At 55.8% G+C, this 16,191-nt stretch carries 13 protein-coding genes; 7 read left to right on the top strand and 6 right to left on the bottom strand.

Annotated features, from left to right (window positions below; all coding sequences use genetic code 11):
- Window positions 1-184 precede the first annotated feature (184 nt).
- Window positions 185-391, top strand: a complete 207-nt coding sequence (locus tag DEU53_RS13260; protein WP_007892150.1) for a DUF1107 domain-containing protein — start codon at window positions 185-187, stop codon at window positions 389-391.
- A gap of 64 nt (window positions 392-455) precedes the next feature.
- On the opposite strand, the gene DEU53_RS13255 is transcribed toward DEU53_RS13260, so the two are convergent.
- Window positions 456-1,805 (bottom strand): hemolysin family protein, encoded by a 1,350-nt coding sequence (locus DEU53_RS13255; RefSeq protein ID WP_110867426.1) that lies wholly within the window; start codon window positions 1,803-1,805, stop codon window positions 456-458.
- Between the two features lie 451 nt (window positions 1,806-2,256).
- Here DEU53_RS13255 and DEU53_RS13250 point away from each other — a divergent pair, with 451 nt between their 5' ends.
- The 3 genes from DEU53_RS13250 to DEU53_RS13240 are packed head-to-tail and all read left to right on the top strand — an operon-like array spanning window position 2,257 to window position 8,119.
- Window positions 2,257-3,996, top strand: coding sequence for an autotransporter assembly complex family protein (locus DEU53_RS13250; protein WP_101762881.1), 1,740 nt, complete (start codon window positions 2,257-2,259; stop codon window positions 3,994-3,996).
- The gene (locus DEU53_RS13245) at window positions 3,993-7,763 is read left to right on the top strand and encodes a translocation/assembly module TamB domain-containing protein (RefSeq protein WP_110867424.1); all 3,771 of its coding nucleotides are present in this window, start codon (window positions 3,993-3,995) and stop codon (window positions 7,761-7,763) included. Before DEU53_RS13250 ends, DEU53_RS13245 begins: the two co-directional genes overlap by 4 nt.
- A gap of 2 nt (window positions 7,764-7,765) precedes the next feature.
- Entirely contained in the window at window positions 7,766-8,119 is a 354-nt protein-coding gene (locus tag DEU53_RS13240) for a gamma-glutamylcyclotransferase (RefSeq protein ID WP_101762883.1), read from the top strand.
- A gap of 53 nt (window positions 8,120-8,172) precedes the next feature.
- On the opposite strand, the gene ppa is transcribed toward DEU53_RS13240, so the two are convergent.
- The 3 genes from ppa to DEU53_RS13225 form a co-directional block, all read right to left on the bottom strand.
- Entirely contained in the window at window positions 8,173-8,703 is a 531-nt protein-coding gene (gene ppa / locus DEU53_RS13235) for an inorganic diphosphatase (protein WP_007892166.1), read from the bottom strand.
- Between the two features lie 100 nt (window positions 8,704-8,803).
- The gene (locus tag DEU53_RS13230; protein ID WP_008103576.1) at window positions 8,804-9,253 is read right to left on the bottom strand and encodes a DUF441 domain-containing protein; all 450 of its coding nucleotides are present in this window, start codon (window positions 9,251-9,253) and stop codon (window positions 8,804-8,806) included.
- 70 nt (window positions 9,254-9,323) lie between these two features.
- Window positions 9,324-9,737: a lysozyme inhibitor LprI family protein gene (locus DEU53_RS13225; RefSeq protein ID WP_110867422.1), complete on the bottom strand. Its 414-nt coding sequence runs from the start codon at window positions 9,735-9,737 to the stop codon at window positions 9,324-9,326.
- A gap of 169 nt (window positions 9,738-9,906) precedes the next feature.
- Between DEU53_RS13225 and DEU53_RS13220 the strand changes: the two genes are divergently transcribed.
- Window positions 9,907-11,478, top strand: coding sequence for a methyl-accepting chemotaxis protein (locus DEU53_RS13220; RefSeq protein ID WP_110867420.1), 1,572 nt, complete (start codon window positions 9,907-9,909; stop codon window positions 11,476-11,478).
- Between the two features lie 51 nt (window positions 11,479-11,529).
- Here DEU53_RS13220 and fbp read toward each other — a convergent pair whose 3' ends face one another.
- On the bottom strand, window positions 11,530-12,537 hold the full coding sequence (fbp, locus tag DEU53_RS13215) for a class 1 fructose-bisphosphatase (protein ID WP_008103565.1): 1,008 nt from the start codon (window positions 12,535-12,537) through the stop codon (window positions 11,530-11,532).
- Between the two features lie 166 nt (window positions 12,538-12,703).
- On the opposite strand from fbp, the gene mpl reads away from it, so the two are divergent.
- Window positions 12,704-14,059 carry a UDP-N-acetylmuramate:L-alanyl-gamma-D-glutamyl-meso-diaminopimelate ligase gene (gene mpl / locus DEU53_RS13210; RefSeq protein ID WP_101762887.1) on the top strand — a complete coding sequence of 452 codons (1,356 nt, stop codon included), beginning with the start codon at window positions 12,704-12,706 and terminating at the stop codon, window positions 14,057-14,059.
- Window positions 14,060-14,187: 128 nt separating this feature from the next.
- On the opposite strand, the gene yjgA is transcribed toward mpl, so the two are convergent.
- The gene (yjgA, locus tag DEU53_RS13205) at window positions 14,188-14,730 is read right to left on the bottom strand and encodes a ribosome biogenesis factor YjgA (protein WP_101762888.1); all 543 of its coding nucleotides are present in this window, start codon (window positions 14,728-14,730) and stop codon (window positions 14,188-14,190) included.
- Between the two features lie 115 nt (window positions 14,731-14,845).
- Between yjgA and pmbA the strand changes: the two genes are divergently transcribed.
- Complete coding sequence (gene pmbA / locus DEU53_RS13200; RefSeq protein ID WP_110867418.1) at window positions 14,846-16,186, top strand: metalloprotease PmbA; 1,341 nt, start codon at window positions 14,846-14,848, stop codon at window positions 16,184-16,186.
- Window positions 16,187-16,191: the final 5 nt, after the last annotated feature.

The raw sequence follows: 16,191 nt of genomic DNA, 5'->3' as shown, positions 1-16,191 counted from the left end.
TACTGGGTTTAGTGAGGCTGATAACAGAGTATTCTGTAATGATGTGTCAATTCAGTAAATAATTCACCTTTTCGGAACACGGCTAAGAAAGGATGCTCTATAGTTATGCCTCATTTGCGCTTCACGGGTTCGTACCAAATTTGGTGACGACGGAGCGTATTAAACATTTTAGGAGTTAAACAGCATGAAGATCTTCCAGCGCTATAATCCGCTGCAAATTGCGAAATATGTCAAAACGCTATTTAGAGGAAGGTTGTACATCAAGGACGTGGGCGCGTTCGAGTTTGATAAGGGCAAAGTGATGTTGCCGCGTGTCAAAGATAAACAGCATCTCAGCGTGATGTCAGAAATCAATCGCCAGGTGCTGCGGCTGCAAGCCGAGTACAACTAAGTAAGCATAAGAAAGGGCGCCGATGGCGCCCTCAGTTTTTAGTGCGGTTGTTGGCTTGTCGCCATCAATCGCGATCCTGGGACGACTCTGATTCATCCACCGTATTTTTGTTCACATTCAGCACCGGCGGACGTTCATCAATACGCGTAACCAGCAGCTGGTCGATACGGTAGCTATCGATATCCACCACTTCAAACTTGTAGCCGGAAAACTTCACAAAGTCGGTACGCTTCGGAATCTTGCGCAGCATGTACATCATGAAGCCGCCAATGGTTTCATAATTGCCAGACTGCGGGAAATCATCGATATCCAGCACGCGCATCACGTCATCAATTGGCGTGCCGCCTTCGACCAGCCATGAGTTCTCATCGCGCGCGACAATCTGCTCTTCCTGACCTTGACCCACCAAATCGCCCATCAACGTGGTCATCACATCATTCAGCGTAATGATGCCCACCACCAGTGCGTATTCGTTCATGATCACCGCGAAGTCTTCACCAGCGGTTTTGAAGCTTTCCAACGCTTCAGAAAGCGTCAGCGTATCCGGCACAATCAGCGCTGAACGAATCTGTACGCCGCTGTTCAGCGTCAGGCTTTGATTGCCGAGTACACGCAGCAGCAGCTCTTTGGAATCGACATAGCCGACGATGTGGTCGATATCGCCATCGCAGACGATGAATTTCGAGTGCGGATGCTGGGCGATTTTGGTTTTCAGCGTGGTTTCATCTTCGTGCAAATCGAACCACACCACGTTCTCGCGCGAGGTCATTGATGACGGCACGGTACGCGATTCCAGCTCAAACACGTTCTCAATCAGCTCATGTTCCTGCTTACGCAGCACACCCGCCAGCGCACCGGCTTCCACCACCGCATAGATATCGTCGGAGGTGATGTCGTCTTTACGCACCATCGGCAGTTTGAACAGACGGAAGAAGACGTTCGCCAGGCCGTTGAACAGCCACACCAGCGGACGCAGCACCACCAGACAGAAGCGCATCGGGTTGATAATGCGCAACGCTACGGCTTCCGGTGCAATCATGCCGACGCGTTTTGGCGTCAGGTCAGCAAACAGAATGAACAGGCTGGTCACGATGGTGAAGGAGCAGATAAAACTGAGCTGTTCAGCCAATTCGGGTGCCATGATGCGGCTGAATAAGCTATTAAAGGCGGGCGAAAACGCCGCATCGCCGACGATACCGCCGAGGATCGCCACGGCATTCAGGCCAATCTGCACTACGGTGAAGAACATGCCAGGTTGTTCCTGCATCTTCAGCACGCGCTGGGCATTGATATTGCCTTCGTCAGCCAGCAGCTTCAGTTTGATCTTACGGGCGGCGGCCAGCGAGATCTCCGAAAGGGAGAAAAATGAACTGATGACTATCAATAAAAGAATGACAAGCAAGCTATCGAGCATAAAAGGTCCGTTGGGTTAATCACTTGTCATTTTTGGCCTGGGCAGCGCGGGAATGGGCGTACGTCCGGTACTTGCCAGTCAAACAGGCTATCCGTGCCAAAAATGTCTGCGCCATTTCGACAAGATAAGGTTAACGTCGGGGCAGAAAGGGTGCAGGCGAGGCCTGCTGGTCGCTGATTATAGCAGCAGCGCTTATCATGCCGCTATAGGCGCGCATCAGGGGGTCGGATTAATCTGAGTGAGCGTCATTCGCGAGCTCAAGAATCGCCTTGGTTGTTGTATCGTTTAGCACATTTACCCACAATAGGTCACAATTTGGCTTAGTCGCTAAATTTGCGCCAGTAGGGGGAAAAGAGCGGCTATGCTGATGGGTAAACGCGCGCTGGTGATACCCTTCCAGAGAATAAATGCCCCTGCGGAATAGGGGCCGGCATTATTAACAGGAGTACGTGTGCCACGATTTCATATTTATTGGTTGGCCAGCCTGTTGCTTGCTGCACCTGCCGTTGAGGCAGCCAAAGTGCGCTTGCAGCTGGACGGTCTTAGCGGGGATTTGCAAAAGAACGTCAGGGCACGCTTGTCCACCATCGGCAGTGACGAGGTGTCGAACGACGGCCGTTTCCGCGCGCGCGTTGCGGAAGCGATCAAAGAAGGCCTGCGGGCGCTGGGTTATTACGAACCGGAGATCGATTTTGAATCGCGCCCGGCACCGCCGCAAGGTGGTCGTCCGGTATTGATCGCACACGTTAAGCCCGGCGAACCGGTCAAGATCGGCGGCAGCACCATTGTGATCGAAGGTGAAGCCCGCACCGACAAGGATTACCAAGCCTGGGTCAAACAGGGCACGCCGAAAGTCGGTACACAGCTGAATCACGGCGCCTATGACAAATTTAAAAACGGCTTCTCCAGCCTGGCATTGCGTAATGGTTACTTCGACGGTGACTTTAAGCAAAGCCAGCTTGGCGTTTCGGTTGAACGGCGCGAAGCCTTCTGGGACATCAATTACGATAGCGGCCCGCGCTACCGTTTCGGTGATGTCGGTTTCCAGGGCTCGCAAATCGACGAAGCCTATCTGCAAAATCTGGTGCCGTTCAAAAAGGGCGATTACTACAGCTCGCGCGATCTGGCCGAACTTAACCGCCGCTTGTCGGCGACCGGCTGGTTCAACTCGGTGGTGGTCGCGCCTGAGTTTGATAAAGGTCGTCAAAGCAAAGTGCTGCCGCTGAATGCGGTGGTATCGCCACGCGTGGAAAACACCATTGAAACCGGCGTCGGTTACTCCACCGATGTCGGGCCGCGCATTAAAGGCACGTGGAAAAAACCGTGGATTAACAGCAGCGGCCACAGCCTGGCCGCCAGCGCCTACGTTTCTGCGCCGGAGCAACAGCTCGATCTCAGCTACAAAGTCCCGCTGCTGAAAAGTCCGCTGGAGCAGTATTACACCTTCTCCGGCGGCGTGAAGCGTACCGATCTCAACGACACCAAAGCCGATACCACCACGCTGGCGATGTCGCGAAACTGGGACAGCAGCAGCGGCTGGCAGAAGGCAATCAACCTGCGCTGGAGCCTCGATCACTTTACCCAGGCCAGCGTGACCAACACCACTATGCTGCTCTATCCGGGCGTTAGCCTGAACCGCACCCGTTCGCGCGGCGGTCTGATGCCGACGTGGGGCGATTCGCAGCGCTACTCGGTGGACGTGTCGGATACCACATGGGGTTCGGACGTTGATTTCGTCATCATGCAGGCGCAAAACGTCTGGATTCGCACGCTCGCCGATAAGCATCGCTTTGTGGCGCGCGGCAATGTGGGCTGGATCGAAACCAACGACTTCGACAAAGTGCCGCCGGATCTGCGCTTCTTCGCCGGTGGCGATCGCAGTATTCGTGGTTACAAATACAAAGACGTATCGCCACGTGATGATAACGGCAAGCTGACCGGCGCCTCGAAAATGGCCACCGGCTCGCTTGAATATCAATACAACGTGACCGGCAAATGGTGGGGCGCGGTGTTCGTCGATTCCGGCGAAGCGGTCAACGACATCAAGCAGAGCAACCTGAAAACCGGCGCCGGCTTCGGCGTGCGCTGGTCTTCTCCGGTCGGGCCGATCAAGTTTGATATCGCGCGGCCGATTGGCGACGACAAGGAGCATGGATTGCAATTTTATGTAGGATTGGGGCCTGAACTATGAAGCTGTGGAAAAAGGTCCTGATTGGCATCGGTATTTTTCTGGTGCTGCTGTTGGGCAGCATCGCGTTTCTGGTGGGCACCACGCCGGGTTTGCATCTGCTGCTGAAAGGCGCCGATCGCTGGGTGCCAGGTTTGTCGATCAAACAGGTGGAAGGTGGCTGGCGCGATCTAACGCTAAGCGGCGTGAAGTATGAAATGCCGGGCGTCAGTGTGGATGCCGGACGTTTCCACCTGGCGCTGAATCTCAACTGCCTGCTGCATTCGTCGGTGTGTGTCAATGACATCGCGCTGCAGGATGTCAGCGTGGTGGTCGATAGCAAAAAAATGGCACCGGCCAGCGCCCCGCCGCCGGAAGAGGAAAGCGGCAGCACCAATCTCAGCACGCCGTATCCCATCACGCTCAGCAAAGTCGGCCTGCATAACATCAACGTTAAAGTGGATGACACCGCAATTTCCCTGCTCGACTTTACCACCGGCCTGCAGTGGCAGGATCGTGCACTGACGCTGACGCCAACCCATATCCAAAGCCTGCTGATTGCGCTGCCGAAAGCGGCCAAGGTGGTGGATGAGCAGGTGGTGCAGCCAAAAGTGCAGCAGCCGCAGCCGGATGAACAGCCGCTGGGCGAAACGCTGCAGGCGATGTTCGCTAAGCCACTGTTACCAGATATGCCGGACTTCCAGCTGCCGCTGGATATCACCGTGCAGGAACTGTTGGGCGAACAGCTGCGCATCACCGGCGATACCGACATCTCAATCACGCGTCTGCTGTTAAAAGCCAAAACCGCCGATCGTCATCTGCAGTTAGAAACCTTCGATGTCGATTCGCCGCAAGGGCAGGTGAACGCCAGCGGTGAAGCAACGTTGGCCGATAACTGGCCGGTGAATTTTGCGCTGAACGGCACGCTCAATCTCGACCCAATTAAGGGCGAGAAGATCAAAATGAACCTTGCAGGCGCGATGCGTGACGAGCTGAAGCTCGGGCTGAATCTTTCCGGTCCGGTGCGTGCGCAGCTGGATGCGACCACGCAGCCTGCGGTCGCTGGTTTGCCGCTGGCGCTAAAACTCACCAGCCCGCAGCTGCGCTGGCCGCTCACCGGCGCGGTGCAGTATCAGGCGGATAATCTCGATTATCAGTTCAAAGGCAAAGCCACCGATTACGTGATGTCGCTGCGCACTGCGGTGAAAGGCGAAGGCGTGCCGCCTGCCAGCATTGCGCTGGACGGCAAAGGAAACGAGCAGCAGTTCAATCTTGATAAGCTGCGCGTGGCGGCGCTGCAGGGCAATATCGATCTGACGGCGCTGGTGGACTGGAGCAAAGCCATCAGCTGGCGCAGCGAATTGACGCTTTCGGGCATCAACACCGCCAAACAGTATCCGGATTGGCCAGCGAAGCTGGAGGGCAAAATTGCCACGCGCGGCAGCTTGTACGGCGGAACCTGGCAGCTCAGCGTGCCGCAGCTGGAGCTGAAAGGAAATGTTAAGCAGAACGCGGTGAGCGCCAAAGGTACGTTGACTGGCAACAGCTATAACCAGTGGAAAGTGCCCGGCCTTAACATTGCGCTGGGTCGCAACCATCTGGACGTGAAGGGCGAGCTGGGCGACACGCTCAATCTCGACGCCAGCATTGATGCGCCAAAGCTGGATAACGCGCTGCCGGGCCTGGGCGGCGTCGCCAAAGGCACCATCAAAGCACGCGGCACCTTACAAGCGCCGCAGCTGCTGGCCGATCTCACGGCTACTGGTTTGCGCTGGCAGCAGCTGCAGATCCGTCGCGTGGCGTTGCAGGGCGATGTGAAATCCAGCGATCAGATCGCCGGTAAGCTGCAACTGCGCGTGGAACAGCTGCAGCAGGACGCGCTGAAAGTGAACCTGTTAACGCTGAACGCCGACGGCAACGAAAAGCAGCATCAGCTTAAGCTCGAGGTACAGGGCGAACCGGTTTCCGGTCAGCTGGCGCTGAACGGCAGCTTTGATCGCAAAACCGAGCGCTGGCAGGGCAATCTCAACAACACGCGTTTCGACACGCCGGTAGGCGAATGGCGACTGACGCGGGCGATGGCGATTGATTACCTCAACAGCAAGCAGACCGCCACCATTGGGCCGCACTGCTGGCAGAACCCGAACGCGCAGCTGTGCGTACCGGAACCGATTGAAGCCGGTGCCAGCGGACATGCGCATGTGGTGCTCAATCGCTTCGATCTGGCGATGATCAAACCGTTCCTCACCGATGCCACCAAACTGAACGGCGTGTTCAGTGGTGATGCACGCGTTAACTGGACCGCCGACGGCGCGCTGCCAACCGGCACCTTAGCGCTGAAAGGCAGCGGCGTGAAAGTGGAGCAAGACGTGCAGGGCAACAGTTTGCCTATCGCCTTCGACACGCTGAACCTGAATGCGGCGCTGCGTAACGGTCGCGCACAGCTTGATTGGCTGATCCATATCGTCAACAACGGCCAGCTGAGCGGCAATGTGCAGATCGCCGATCCTGAGAATCGGCGTCAGCTGTCGGGCAACATCGGCATCAGCAATATTTCGCTGGCGATGTTGAATCCGGCGCTGATGCAGGGCGAGAAGATCAAAGGCAACCTGAACAGCAACCTGCGCCTTGGCGGCACGCTGCAGCAGCCGCAGGTGTTTGGTCAGTTGGGGCTGAGCGATGTGGATGTCGACGGCAGCTTTATGCCGGTCGATCTCAGCGCCGCCAACCTCAACATGGTGTTCAACGGCATGAGCTCAACGCTCAACGGCATGATTCAGACGGCGCAGGGCAATCTTAACCTGAGCGGCAACGCCGACTGGAGCCAGCTGGATAACTGGCGCGCGCGCGTGGCGGCGCAAGGTAGCCGTATCCGCGTTACCGTGCCGCCAATGGTGCGCATGGATGTCTCGCCGGATCTGGTGTTTGCAGCCACGCCGGCCGCGTTCAGTCTCGACGGCAAAGTGGATATTCCGTGGGCGCGCATTACCGTGCAGGAAGTGCCGGAAAGCGCCACCGGCGTCTCCTCTGATGAAGTGATGCTGGATCAAAATCTCAAGCCAATTCAGCCGAAAACGGCGGCGATTCCGATCAACAGCAATCTGGTGATCCACGTCGGTAATGATGTGCGGCTCTCGGCATTTGGCCTAAAAGCCAGGCTGAATGGCGATCTCAAACTGGTGCAGGATAAAAACGGCCTCGGCTTGAATGGCCAGATCAACATCCCATCCGGCCGCTTCCACGCTTATGGTCAGGATCTGCTGGTGCGTAAAGGTGAGCTGCAATTCGCCGGACCGCCGGACCAGCCTTACGTCAATCTCGAGGCGATCCGTAATCCTGAGGCCACTGAAGATGATGTCACCGCCGGATTACGGGTAACCGGGCTGGCGGATGAGCCGAAAGTGGAAGTGTTCTCCGATCCAGCGATGTCACAGCAGGAAGCGCTTTCTTACCTGTTACGTGGTCAGGGACTCAACAGCGATGGCGACAGCAACGCATTAACTTCCGCGCTGGTGGGATTGGGGGTTGCGCAAAGTGGTCAGGTTGTGGGTAAAATCGGCGAGACCTTCGGTGTCAGTAATCTCGCGGTTGATACCGCTGGCGTAGGCGATAGCCAGCAGGTGCAGGTGAGTGGTTACGTGTTGCCGGGTCTACAAGTAAAATACGGTGTTGGCATATTTGATTCACTGGCGACCTTAACCTTGCGTTATCGCCTGATGCCCAAACTCTATTTAGAAGCCGTGTCGGGTCTCGATCAGGCACTGGATCTGCTCTATCAGTTTGAGTTTTAGCAATGCGAATAATTGTCTATGGCAGTTTACGGCGCAAACAGGGAAACAGTCATTGGATGACGAATGCGCAGTGGCTCGGCGACCATCAGATTGTGGGGTTTGATCTCTACAATCTGGGTCACTATCCGGGCGTGGTGGAAGGAGAAGGCAGCGTTTATTGCGAGGTGTATCGCATTGACGCCAGCACGCTCGGCGAACTGGATGCCTTGCGCACCAAAAATGGCGAATACAAACGCCAGCTTATTCAGACGCCTTACGGCAGTGCCTGGCTGTATGTCTATCAGCGTTCAGTTGCGGGTCGCACGCACATCGCGAGCGGTGACTGGTTAAGGCGAGATGGCGAAACAGAGGCATAAATAAAAACACCGTCCATTGGACGGTGTTTTTTTATGCGTGGCAGAAAAGAATCTTATTTCTTCTGCGCGCGCTCGTAAGAGGCGATGATTTCAGCTTTGGCCGCTTCTGCGTTGTCCCAGCCATCAACCTTCACCCATTTGCCTTTTTCCAGATCTTTGTAGTGCTCGAAGAAGTGGGTGATCTGCGCTTTCAGCAGTTCTGGCAGGTCGTTCACATCTTTGATGTGATCGTACTCTTTGCTCAGCTTGGTGTGCGGCACCGCAACCAGTTTGGCATCTTCGCCAGACTCGTCGGTCATTTTCAGCACGCCGACGGGACGGCAGCGGATCACTGAGCCCGGTACCAGCGGATAAGGGGTTGGCACCAGCACGTCAACCGGGTCACCATCCAGAGACAGGGTGTGGTTGATGTAGCCGTAGTTGCACGGATAGAACATGGCGGTAGACATGAAACGGTCTACAAACAGGGCGCCAGACTCTTTGTCGACTTCATATTTGATCGGATCGGCGTTAGCCGGGATCTCAATGACAACGTAGATATCTTCTGGCAACTCTTTACCTGCAGGCACCTGGTTCAAACTCATCTGGCTTTCCTTCATTAGTCATATGTTGAGTGACGGCTATTATAGCCAACTGACTCTGAAAGTATGCCCCCTTTTTGGCGTTTCGGAATGCTCCAACCCGCTACTTCGCCGTGACAAACAGCGAGACGATCCCCGCCGCAATCAGTGGTCCAACCGGCACACCACGGAAGAAGGCCACGCCAATCACCGTACCAATCAACAGCCCACCAATCACCGACGGCTGCACGCTCATAAAGTTCACGCCGCGTCCGCCCAGCCAGGCAACGAAAACCCCCACCACAATCGCGATAATTGATTGCCAGTTGGCGAACGATTTCAACAGCGAAGAAGCCGGCAGCGTACCGCTGGCCAGCGGCGCCATCACCGCAACGGTGAGGATGATGATGCCAATCTGAATGCCCTGTTTTTCCACATAGGGAAAGAATTGCGACAGCGGGGTGAGCTTGATCGCCAGCAGGATCAGAATCGAGATGGTAACGGCGCTGTTATGAACGAAATAGCTGAGGACGGCGAGGCAAACAAGAATGATGGTGGAGGCATAAGCAGCCATGGTTTCTCCCTGCAGATTAATGGGCGCGCTGGCCGATGCCAGCGCTAAGCGTATTAAACGCTTACATTAATCAACAATCGTCGGGGTTGGCGCAACTGCCTTTGTTAATTGATTGCAACATCAGCGCCTGATTACGCACCAGACTGACGCCCTGCGCACCAACTGACAGCGCGGCCATCGTGCCCTGGCTGCTAACAAAATAGCTGCGGCTGGCATCCAGCCAACTGTCGCGATAGGTCAGCCACGCGCGCTGGGCGCTGCGCAATTTGTCTTTAGGTGCGCCGGTTAATTTTTTCATTGCTTGGGTGTACTGCGCGTTCATCTCTTTATCCCAGGCTTTATTGGCGGTGCCGTAGCATTGAGACATGCCGGCGGTGCTGGATTCCTTATTCAGACACTGATCGAGCTGCTTATCGATAGGGTTTTGTTGCGCTGCCGCAAAACCACTGACCAACAAACACGCCATCGGGAGCCATTTTTTCATAGTTTCATTCCTTAGATTTTGCGGGGGCAGAGTTCAGTAAAAGTGAAGTCTGGATGATCGTCAGCCAGTTGACCATCAACAATGGATAAAGTTTCCGCGATCAACTGCCGATAATCTTTCCGTTTTAGGGCCAGCGGATTTCTGCCTTTTCTTGCAAACGGGGATAATCATGTTCAAACAGCTATCAATTCGTACTGCATTACTCACGCTTTTGGCTTTTATGACGCTGCTGCTGCTGGCAGTCAGCGCGATGGGCATCTCTGCCATCAACGCAGGCAATCAATCACTGGATGCTATTAACCGCATTCAGGGAATCGAACTGAACAGTTTGTACCAAAGCAACGCCGATCTCATGCGCGCGCGTGGCAGCGCCGCATTGGCCGTGCGCAAAATCGAAATCGGATTACTGGAGGACGGCGCCAGCGTCACCAAACAAGCTGAGGAGGATGTCACCAGTTCCCAGCGTCATCTGAAAGCCTTTATTGATGCCGGAACGGTAACGGCTCAGGGTAAAATCCTGGCCGATGCCGTAGCTACTTCGTTCGCTGCCTATCATAAGGGCGCCATCGTGCCGATGATGGATGCGTTGCAAAAGCAGTATACCGACGAATATTACCAGGTTTTGGAAGGCAACCTCTCAACGCTGGCAAGCAACTACGCGAAAGCCGTGCATGATTTTGCCGTTTATGCTGATGAAGTCTCAGCTACACGTCTGGCGCAAGCTGCACACAATGAGTGGCAGATGAAAATCATGATTGGCGTGGCGATGGCGTTGACGCTACTGCTGATCGTCATTGCCTGGCAACTGCTGCGTCGTCTGCTGCTGCGTCCACTCGATGGCGCGATTCTGCATCTGGAGCAAATTGCGGCCGGCGATTTATCCCAGCCGCTGCCCGCAGCCGGAAAGAGTGAATTAGGCCGTCTCAATCAGGCGCTGGCGAATATGCAGCTGGCGCTCAGCAGTTCGGTCAGTCAGGTGCGCGAAGCCAGCTTGCAGATTGACGTGGGAAGCCGCGAGTTAGCGGCGGGCACCGTGCATCTCTCGCAGCGTACCGAAGAGTCCGCCGCTTCGCTGGAGCAAACCGCGGCCAGCATGGAACAGCTCACCGCCACCGTGCGTCTCAATGCCAGCAACGCCAAAGAGGCCAATCAGCTCGCCAGCAATGTATCCGACAGTGCCGATCGCGGTGCCGAAGTGGTTGGCTACGTGATGGAGAAGATGCAGGAGATCACCCAAAGCGCCAATCGCATTGGCGACATCCTCAGCGTGATTGATGGCATTGCCTTCCAGACCAACATCCTGGCACTGAACGCTGCGGTTGAAGCCGCGCGTGCCGGTGAACAAGGGCGCGGTTTTGCCGTGGTCGCTAATGAAGTGCGCACGCTGGCTGGTCGCAGCGCCACCGCCGCCAAAGAGATCCGCGAGCTCATCGCAGAATCGCAGACGCGGGTGCAAGAGGGCAGCGATATGGCCACGCGCGCTGGCGAAACCATGGATGAGATCTCCAGTGAAGTGATGCGCGTCACCACGCTGATGAAAGAGATCTCCATTGCTTCGGAAGAGCAGAGTCGCGGTATCGAGCAGGTGAATCAGGCGGTGACGCAGATGGATGAAGCCGCGCAGCAGAACGCCGCGTTAGTCGAAGAAGCCAGCGCTGCCACCCAATCGCTGGAAGCGCAGTCGCAGCAGTTGCAGGATTCGATGGCGCAATTCCGTGTAGTCGCGTCTCTGCTTTCGTAGGCAGCAACAAAAAGCCCGCACGGAGGCGGGCTTTGCACAGCGGGAAAAAACTTACGCTGAATGGTCGTCCGGATATTCACGGATAAAGCGTTCAACGTCGCCTACCATTGCGTCGTTGCCGCAGAAGAACGGGCAGCGCTGATGCAGCGTTTCTGGCTGGATGTCGAGGATGCGATTGGCACCATCGCTGGCTTTACCGCCCGCTTGCTCCGCCAGGAAGGCCATTGGGTTGCATTCGTACAGCAGACGCAGCTTGCCTTTCGGGTGGCTGGCGGTGCTTGGATAGAGATAGATGCCGCCTTTCAGCAGGTTACGGTGGAAATCGGCCACCAGTGAACCAATGTAGCGCGAGGTATACGGGCGCTTGGTGGCGATATCTTCTTCCTGACAGAACTTTAGGTATTTCTTCACACCCTGCGGGAAGCGAATGTAGTTACCTTCGTTGATCGAGTAGGTGTAACCCTTCTCCGGGAAGGTCATGCGCTCGTGGCTCAGGCAGAATACGCCGAGCGACGGATCGTAAGTAAACGCATGCACGCCCACGCCGGTGGTGTAAACCATCATGGTCGAAGAACCGTAAACCACGTAACCCGCGGCAACCTGCTTGTTGCCCGGCTGCATGAAGTCGGCTTCGGTGATTGGCGTGCCCGGCTCGCTGATGCGATGGTAGATAGAGAAAATGGTGCCGACGGAAACGTTAACGTCGATGTTTGAAGAACCGTCCAGCGGATCCATTAATACAACGTATTTGCCATTCTCAGAGCCTTCAAAGATGACGAACTCGTCTTCTTCTTCCGACGCGATACCGGCCACCACGCCGCGTGCTTTCAGGGCGGCTTTCAGCTTTTCGTTGGCAAACAGATCAAGCTTCATCTGCTGCTCACCCTGCACGTTTTCCACGCCGCTGGCACCCAGAATATCCACCAGACCCGCTTTGTTGATGTCGCGGTGGATAATTTTAGCGCCAAGCTTAATGGAAGAAATCAGCGCCGTCAGTTCACCTGTGGCGTGTGGAAAGTCGTGTTGCTTCTCGACGATGAATTCGCCTAACGTTTTCATAACACATTCCCTGCATCTACGATGGAGTGGCAGCAGCTGTAACAAGCTACCAACGTATGAGCGCAGTTTAGCCGATTGAACTTTAAAAACCATAGTCCTAATCCGTTTCTTCCCTCTCAACTCGGCGTTACACTGTGCGCCGAACTTTTGAGTAATGGATCTCTTTATGCGTATTCACATCCTCGGGATTTGTGGCACTTTCATGGGCGGACTGGCGATGCTGGCGCGCTCGCTGGGACACGAAGTGACCGGCTCAGACGCCAATGTCTATCCGCCGATGAGCACGTTGCTGGAACAGCAAGGCATTGAATTGACTGAAGGTTACGATGCCAGCCAGCTCGATCCGCAACCGGATCTGGTGATCATTGGTAACGCGATGACGCGCGGCAATCCTTGTGTCGAAGCGGTACTGGAACGCAACATTCCTTACCTCTCCGGCCCGCAATGGCTACACGATTTCGTCCTGCGCGATCGTTGGGTGCTGGCGGTGGCGGGAACCCACGGCAAAACCACCACAGCCGGCATGGCAGCGTGGATTCTCGAGGCCTGCGGCCTGGAACCGGGCTTTATCATCGGTGGTGTGCCAGGAAACTTCGAGGTTTCGGCAAAATTAGGAAAAAGTCCATTCTTCGTCATCGAAGCGGATGAGTACGACAGCGCGTTCTTCGACAAGCGTTCCAAGTTTGTGCATTACTGCCCGCGCACGCTGATCCTCAACAACCTCGAATTCGATCACGCGGATATCTTTGACGATCTGCGCGCCATCCAGAAGCAGTTCCATCATTTGATCCGTATCGTGCCGGGCCAGGGCAAGATCCTGCTGCCGGAGCACGACAACAACATCAAGCAAGTGATGGCGATGGGCTGCTGGAGCGAGCAGGAAACGGTGGGCGATAACGGTCACTGGCAGGCGAAAAAGTTGACGCCGGACTCTTCACATTGGGAGATCTGGCTCGACGGCGAGAAAGTCGGCGAAGTGAACTGGGCGCTGGTGGGCGAGCACAACATGCACAATGGCCTGATGGCGATTGCAGCGGCGCGTCATGTTGGGGTGAAACCGGGGGATGCCGGTGAAGCGCTGAGCAGCTTCATTAATGCGCGTCGTCGTCTCGAACTGCGCGGTGAAGTGAACGCCATCAAGGTGTACGACGATTTCGCTCACCATCCTACCGCGATTCTCGCCACGCTGGCGGCGCTGCGCAGCAAAGTGGGCGGCACCGCACGCATTCTGGCGGTGCTGGAGCCGCGCTCAAATACCATGAAGATGGGGGTGAGCAAGAACGAGTTAGCGCCATCGCTGGGCCGCGCAGACGAAGTGTTCCTGTTCCAGCCGCACCATATTCCGTGGCAGGTTTCCGATGTCGCTGAGGCGTGCATTCAACCAGCGCAGTGGAGCGCGGATATCGATACGTTGGTGGAAATGGTGGCGAAGAAAGCCCAGCCAGGCGATTCGATCCTGGTGATGAGTAACGGCGGATTTGGTGGTATTCACCAGAAACTGCTGGAGCGGTTAGGGCGGTGATGGTGCGGCTTTTCCCCTCACCCTGGCCCTCTCCCGCAAGCGGGCGAGGGAATGTTTAGGTGGAGCTCGGCCAGCCCCTTCTCCCGCTTGCGGGAGAAGGTTGGGATGAGGGGAAAATCGCAGAAAACTTACGCTTCTGCCAACTCGCGCAGATACTGGAAAATCAGGCGGGCAGATTTTGGCGGCTTATTCGCGGCTTTCTCTTTCTGCGCGTTACGGATCATGCTGCGCAGTTGCTGACGATCGGCGTGCGGATAGAGGTTAAACACTTCAGCGACCGCGTCATCACCTTGCTCGATCAAACGATCGCGCAAAATTTCCAGCTTATGGAACAGTGCAACCTGCTGGTTGTGACGGTTCTTCAGCTTATCCAGCGCCTGGCGAATCGGATCTTCATCGCGTGAACGCAGCATCTTACCGATCAGCTGCAGCTGACGGCGGCGGCCTTCTTTCTTAATGCGCTGCGCCAGTTCAATCGCGTCGCGCAATTGTTCGTCGAGTGGGATCTTGTCGAGGGAATTTTTCCCCAGCTCAACCAGCTCGGCACCAAGGCGTTTTAGCTCTTCGGCATCGCGTTTAATTTCGCTTTTGCTGACCCAGATAATCTCTTCATCTTCTTCGTCATTATTATCCGGCACATCGTCGAGCCAGTCTTCGGGCTGCTTGGTCATCTCTTGGCTCCCAAAAAAAAGAGGCTAATCCTACCAGTTTATCGGGCGACTGCGAAATTGTTCTCTGAGTCTGATAGACTCAAACAATTCATACTTAAGATTAGACGGCAGGTCGATGAACGTATCTACTCAGGTTGCAGAACAACGTAAAGTGTTGGAACAGGCTGTCGCGCAGGCGTTGGAACTGGCAAAAGCCAGCACCGATGGCGCTGAAGTGGCGGTCACGAAAACCACCGGCATCGGCGTCAGTACCCGCTATGGCGAAGTGGAAAACGTCGAATTCAACAGCGATGGTGCGCTCGGCATCACCGTCTACCATCAAAACCGAAAAGGCAGCGCTTCCTCGACCGATCTCAGCCCGGACGCGATCAAACGCACCGTGCAGGCGGCGATCGACATTGCGCGCTACACCTCGGTGGATCCATTTGGCGCACCGGCCGATCCCGAGTTGCTGGCGTTTGACGCGCCGGATCTCGATCTCTACCATCCGTGGGAGATCGATGCCGATCGCGCTATCGAACTGGCCGCTCAGGCGGAACAAGCGTCGTTGCAGGCCGACAAGCGCATCACCAACACCGAAGGCGGCAGCTTCAACAGCCACGTTGGTATCAAAGTCTTTGGTAACAGCCATGGCATGTTGCAGAGCTACTGCTCCAGCCGCCATTCGCTCTCCAGCTGTGTGATTGCCGAGCAGGACGGCAATATGGAGCGCGATTACGCGTATACCATTGGCCGCGCTTTTGACGATCTGAAAAGCCCGGAATGGGTTGGCGCCGAGTGCGCACGCCGCACGCTGTCGCGTCTGGCACCGCGCAAGCTTTCGACCATGAAAGCGCCGGTGATCTTCGCGCCAGAAGTGGCGACCGGTTTGTTTGGTCATCTGGTGGGCATGATCAGCGGCAGCAGCGTGTACCGCAAATCGACCTTCCTGCTTGATTCGCTCGGTAAGCAGATTCTGCCCGAGTGGCTGACCATTGAAGAGCATCCGCACCTGCTGAAAGGCCTGGCATCCACGCCGTTCGACAGCGAAGGCGTGCGCACCCAATCGCGTGACATCATTAAAGATGGCGTGCTGCAGAACTGGCTGTTGACCAGCTATTCGGCGCGCAAGCTCGGCTTGCAGAGCACCGGCCACGCAGGCGGCATCCACAACTGGCGTATTGCCGGTCAGGGCCACAGCTTTGACGACCTGCTGAAGCAGATGGGCACCGGTTTAGTGGTAACCGAGATGATGGGCTCTAGCATCAACGGCATGACCGGCGACTATTCACGCGGCGCATCCGGATTCTGGGTGGAAAACGGTGAGATTCAATATCCTGTGAGCGAGATCACAATCGCTGGTAACCTCAAGGAGATGTGGCTCAATATGGTAACCGTCGGTAACGACATTGAAACCCGCAGCAATATACAATGCGGTTCGGTGCTGCTGCCGGAGATGAAAATCGCCGGACAATAAGAGTC

Origin of the sequence: Pantoea sp. AG1095 (assembly GCF_003208415.1) — a bacterium.
GTDB classification, from domain to species: Bacteria; Pseudomonadota; Gammaproteobacteria; order Enterobacterales; family Enterobacteriaceae; genus Pantoea; species Pantoea leporis.
The sequence above is the reverse complement of the archived record's forward strand: the minus strand, read 5'-3'. Positions and strand labels throughout refer to the sequence as shown.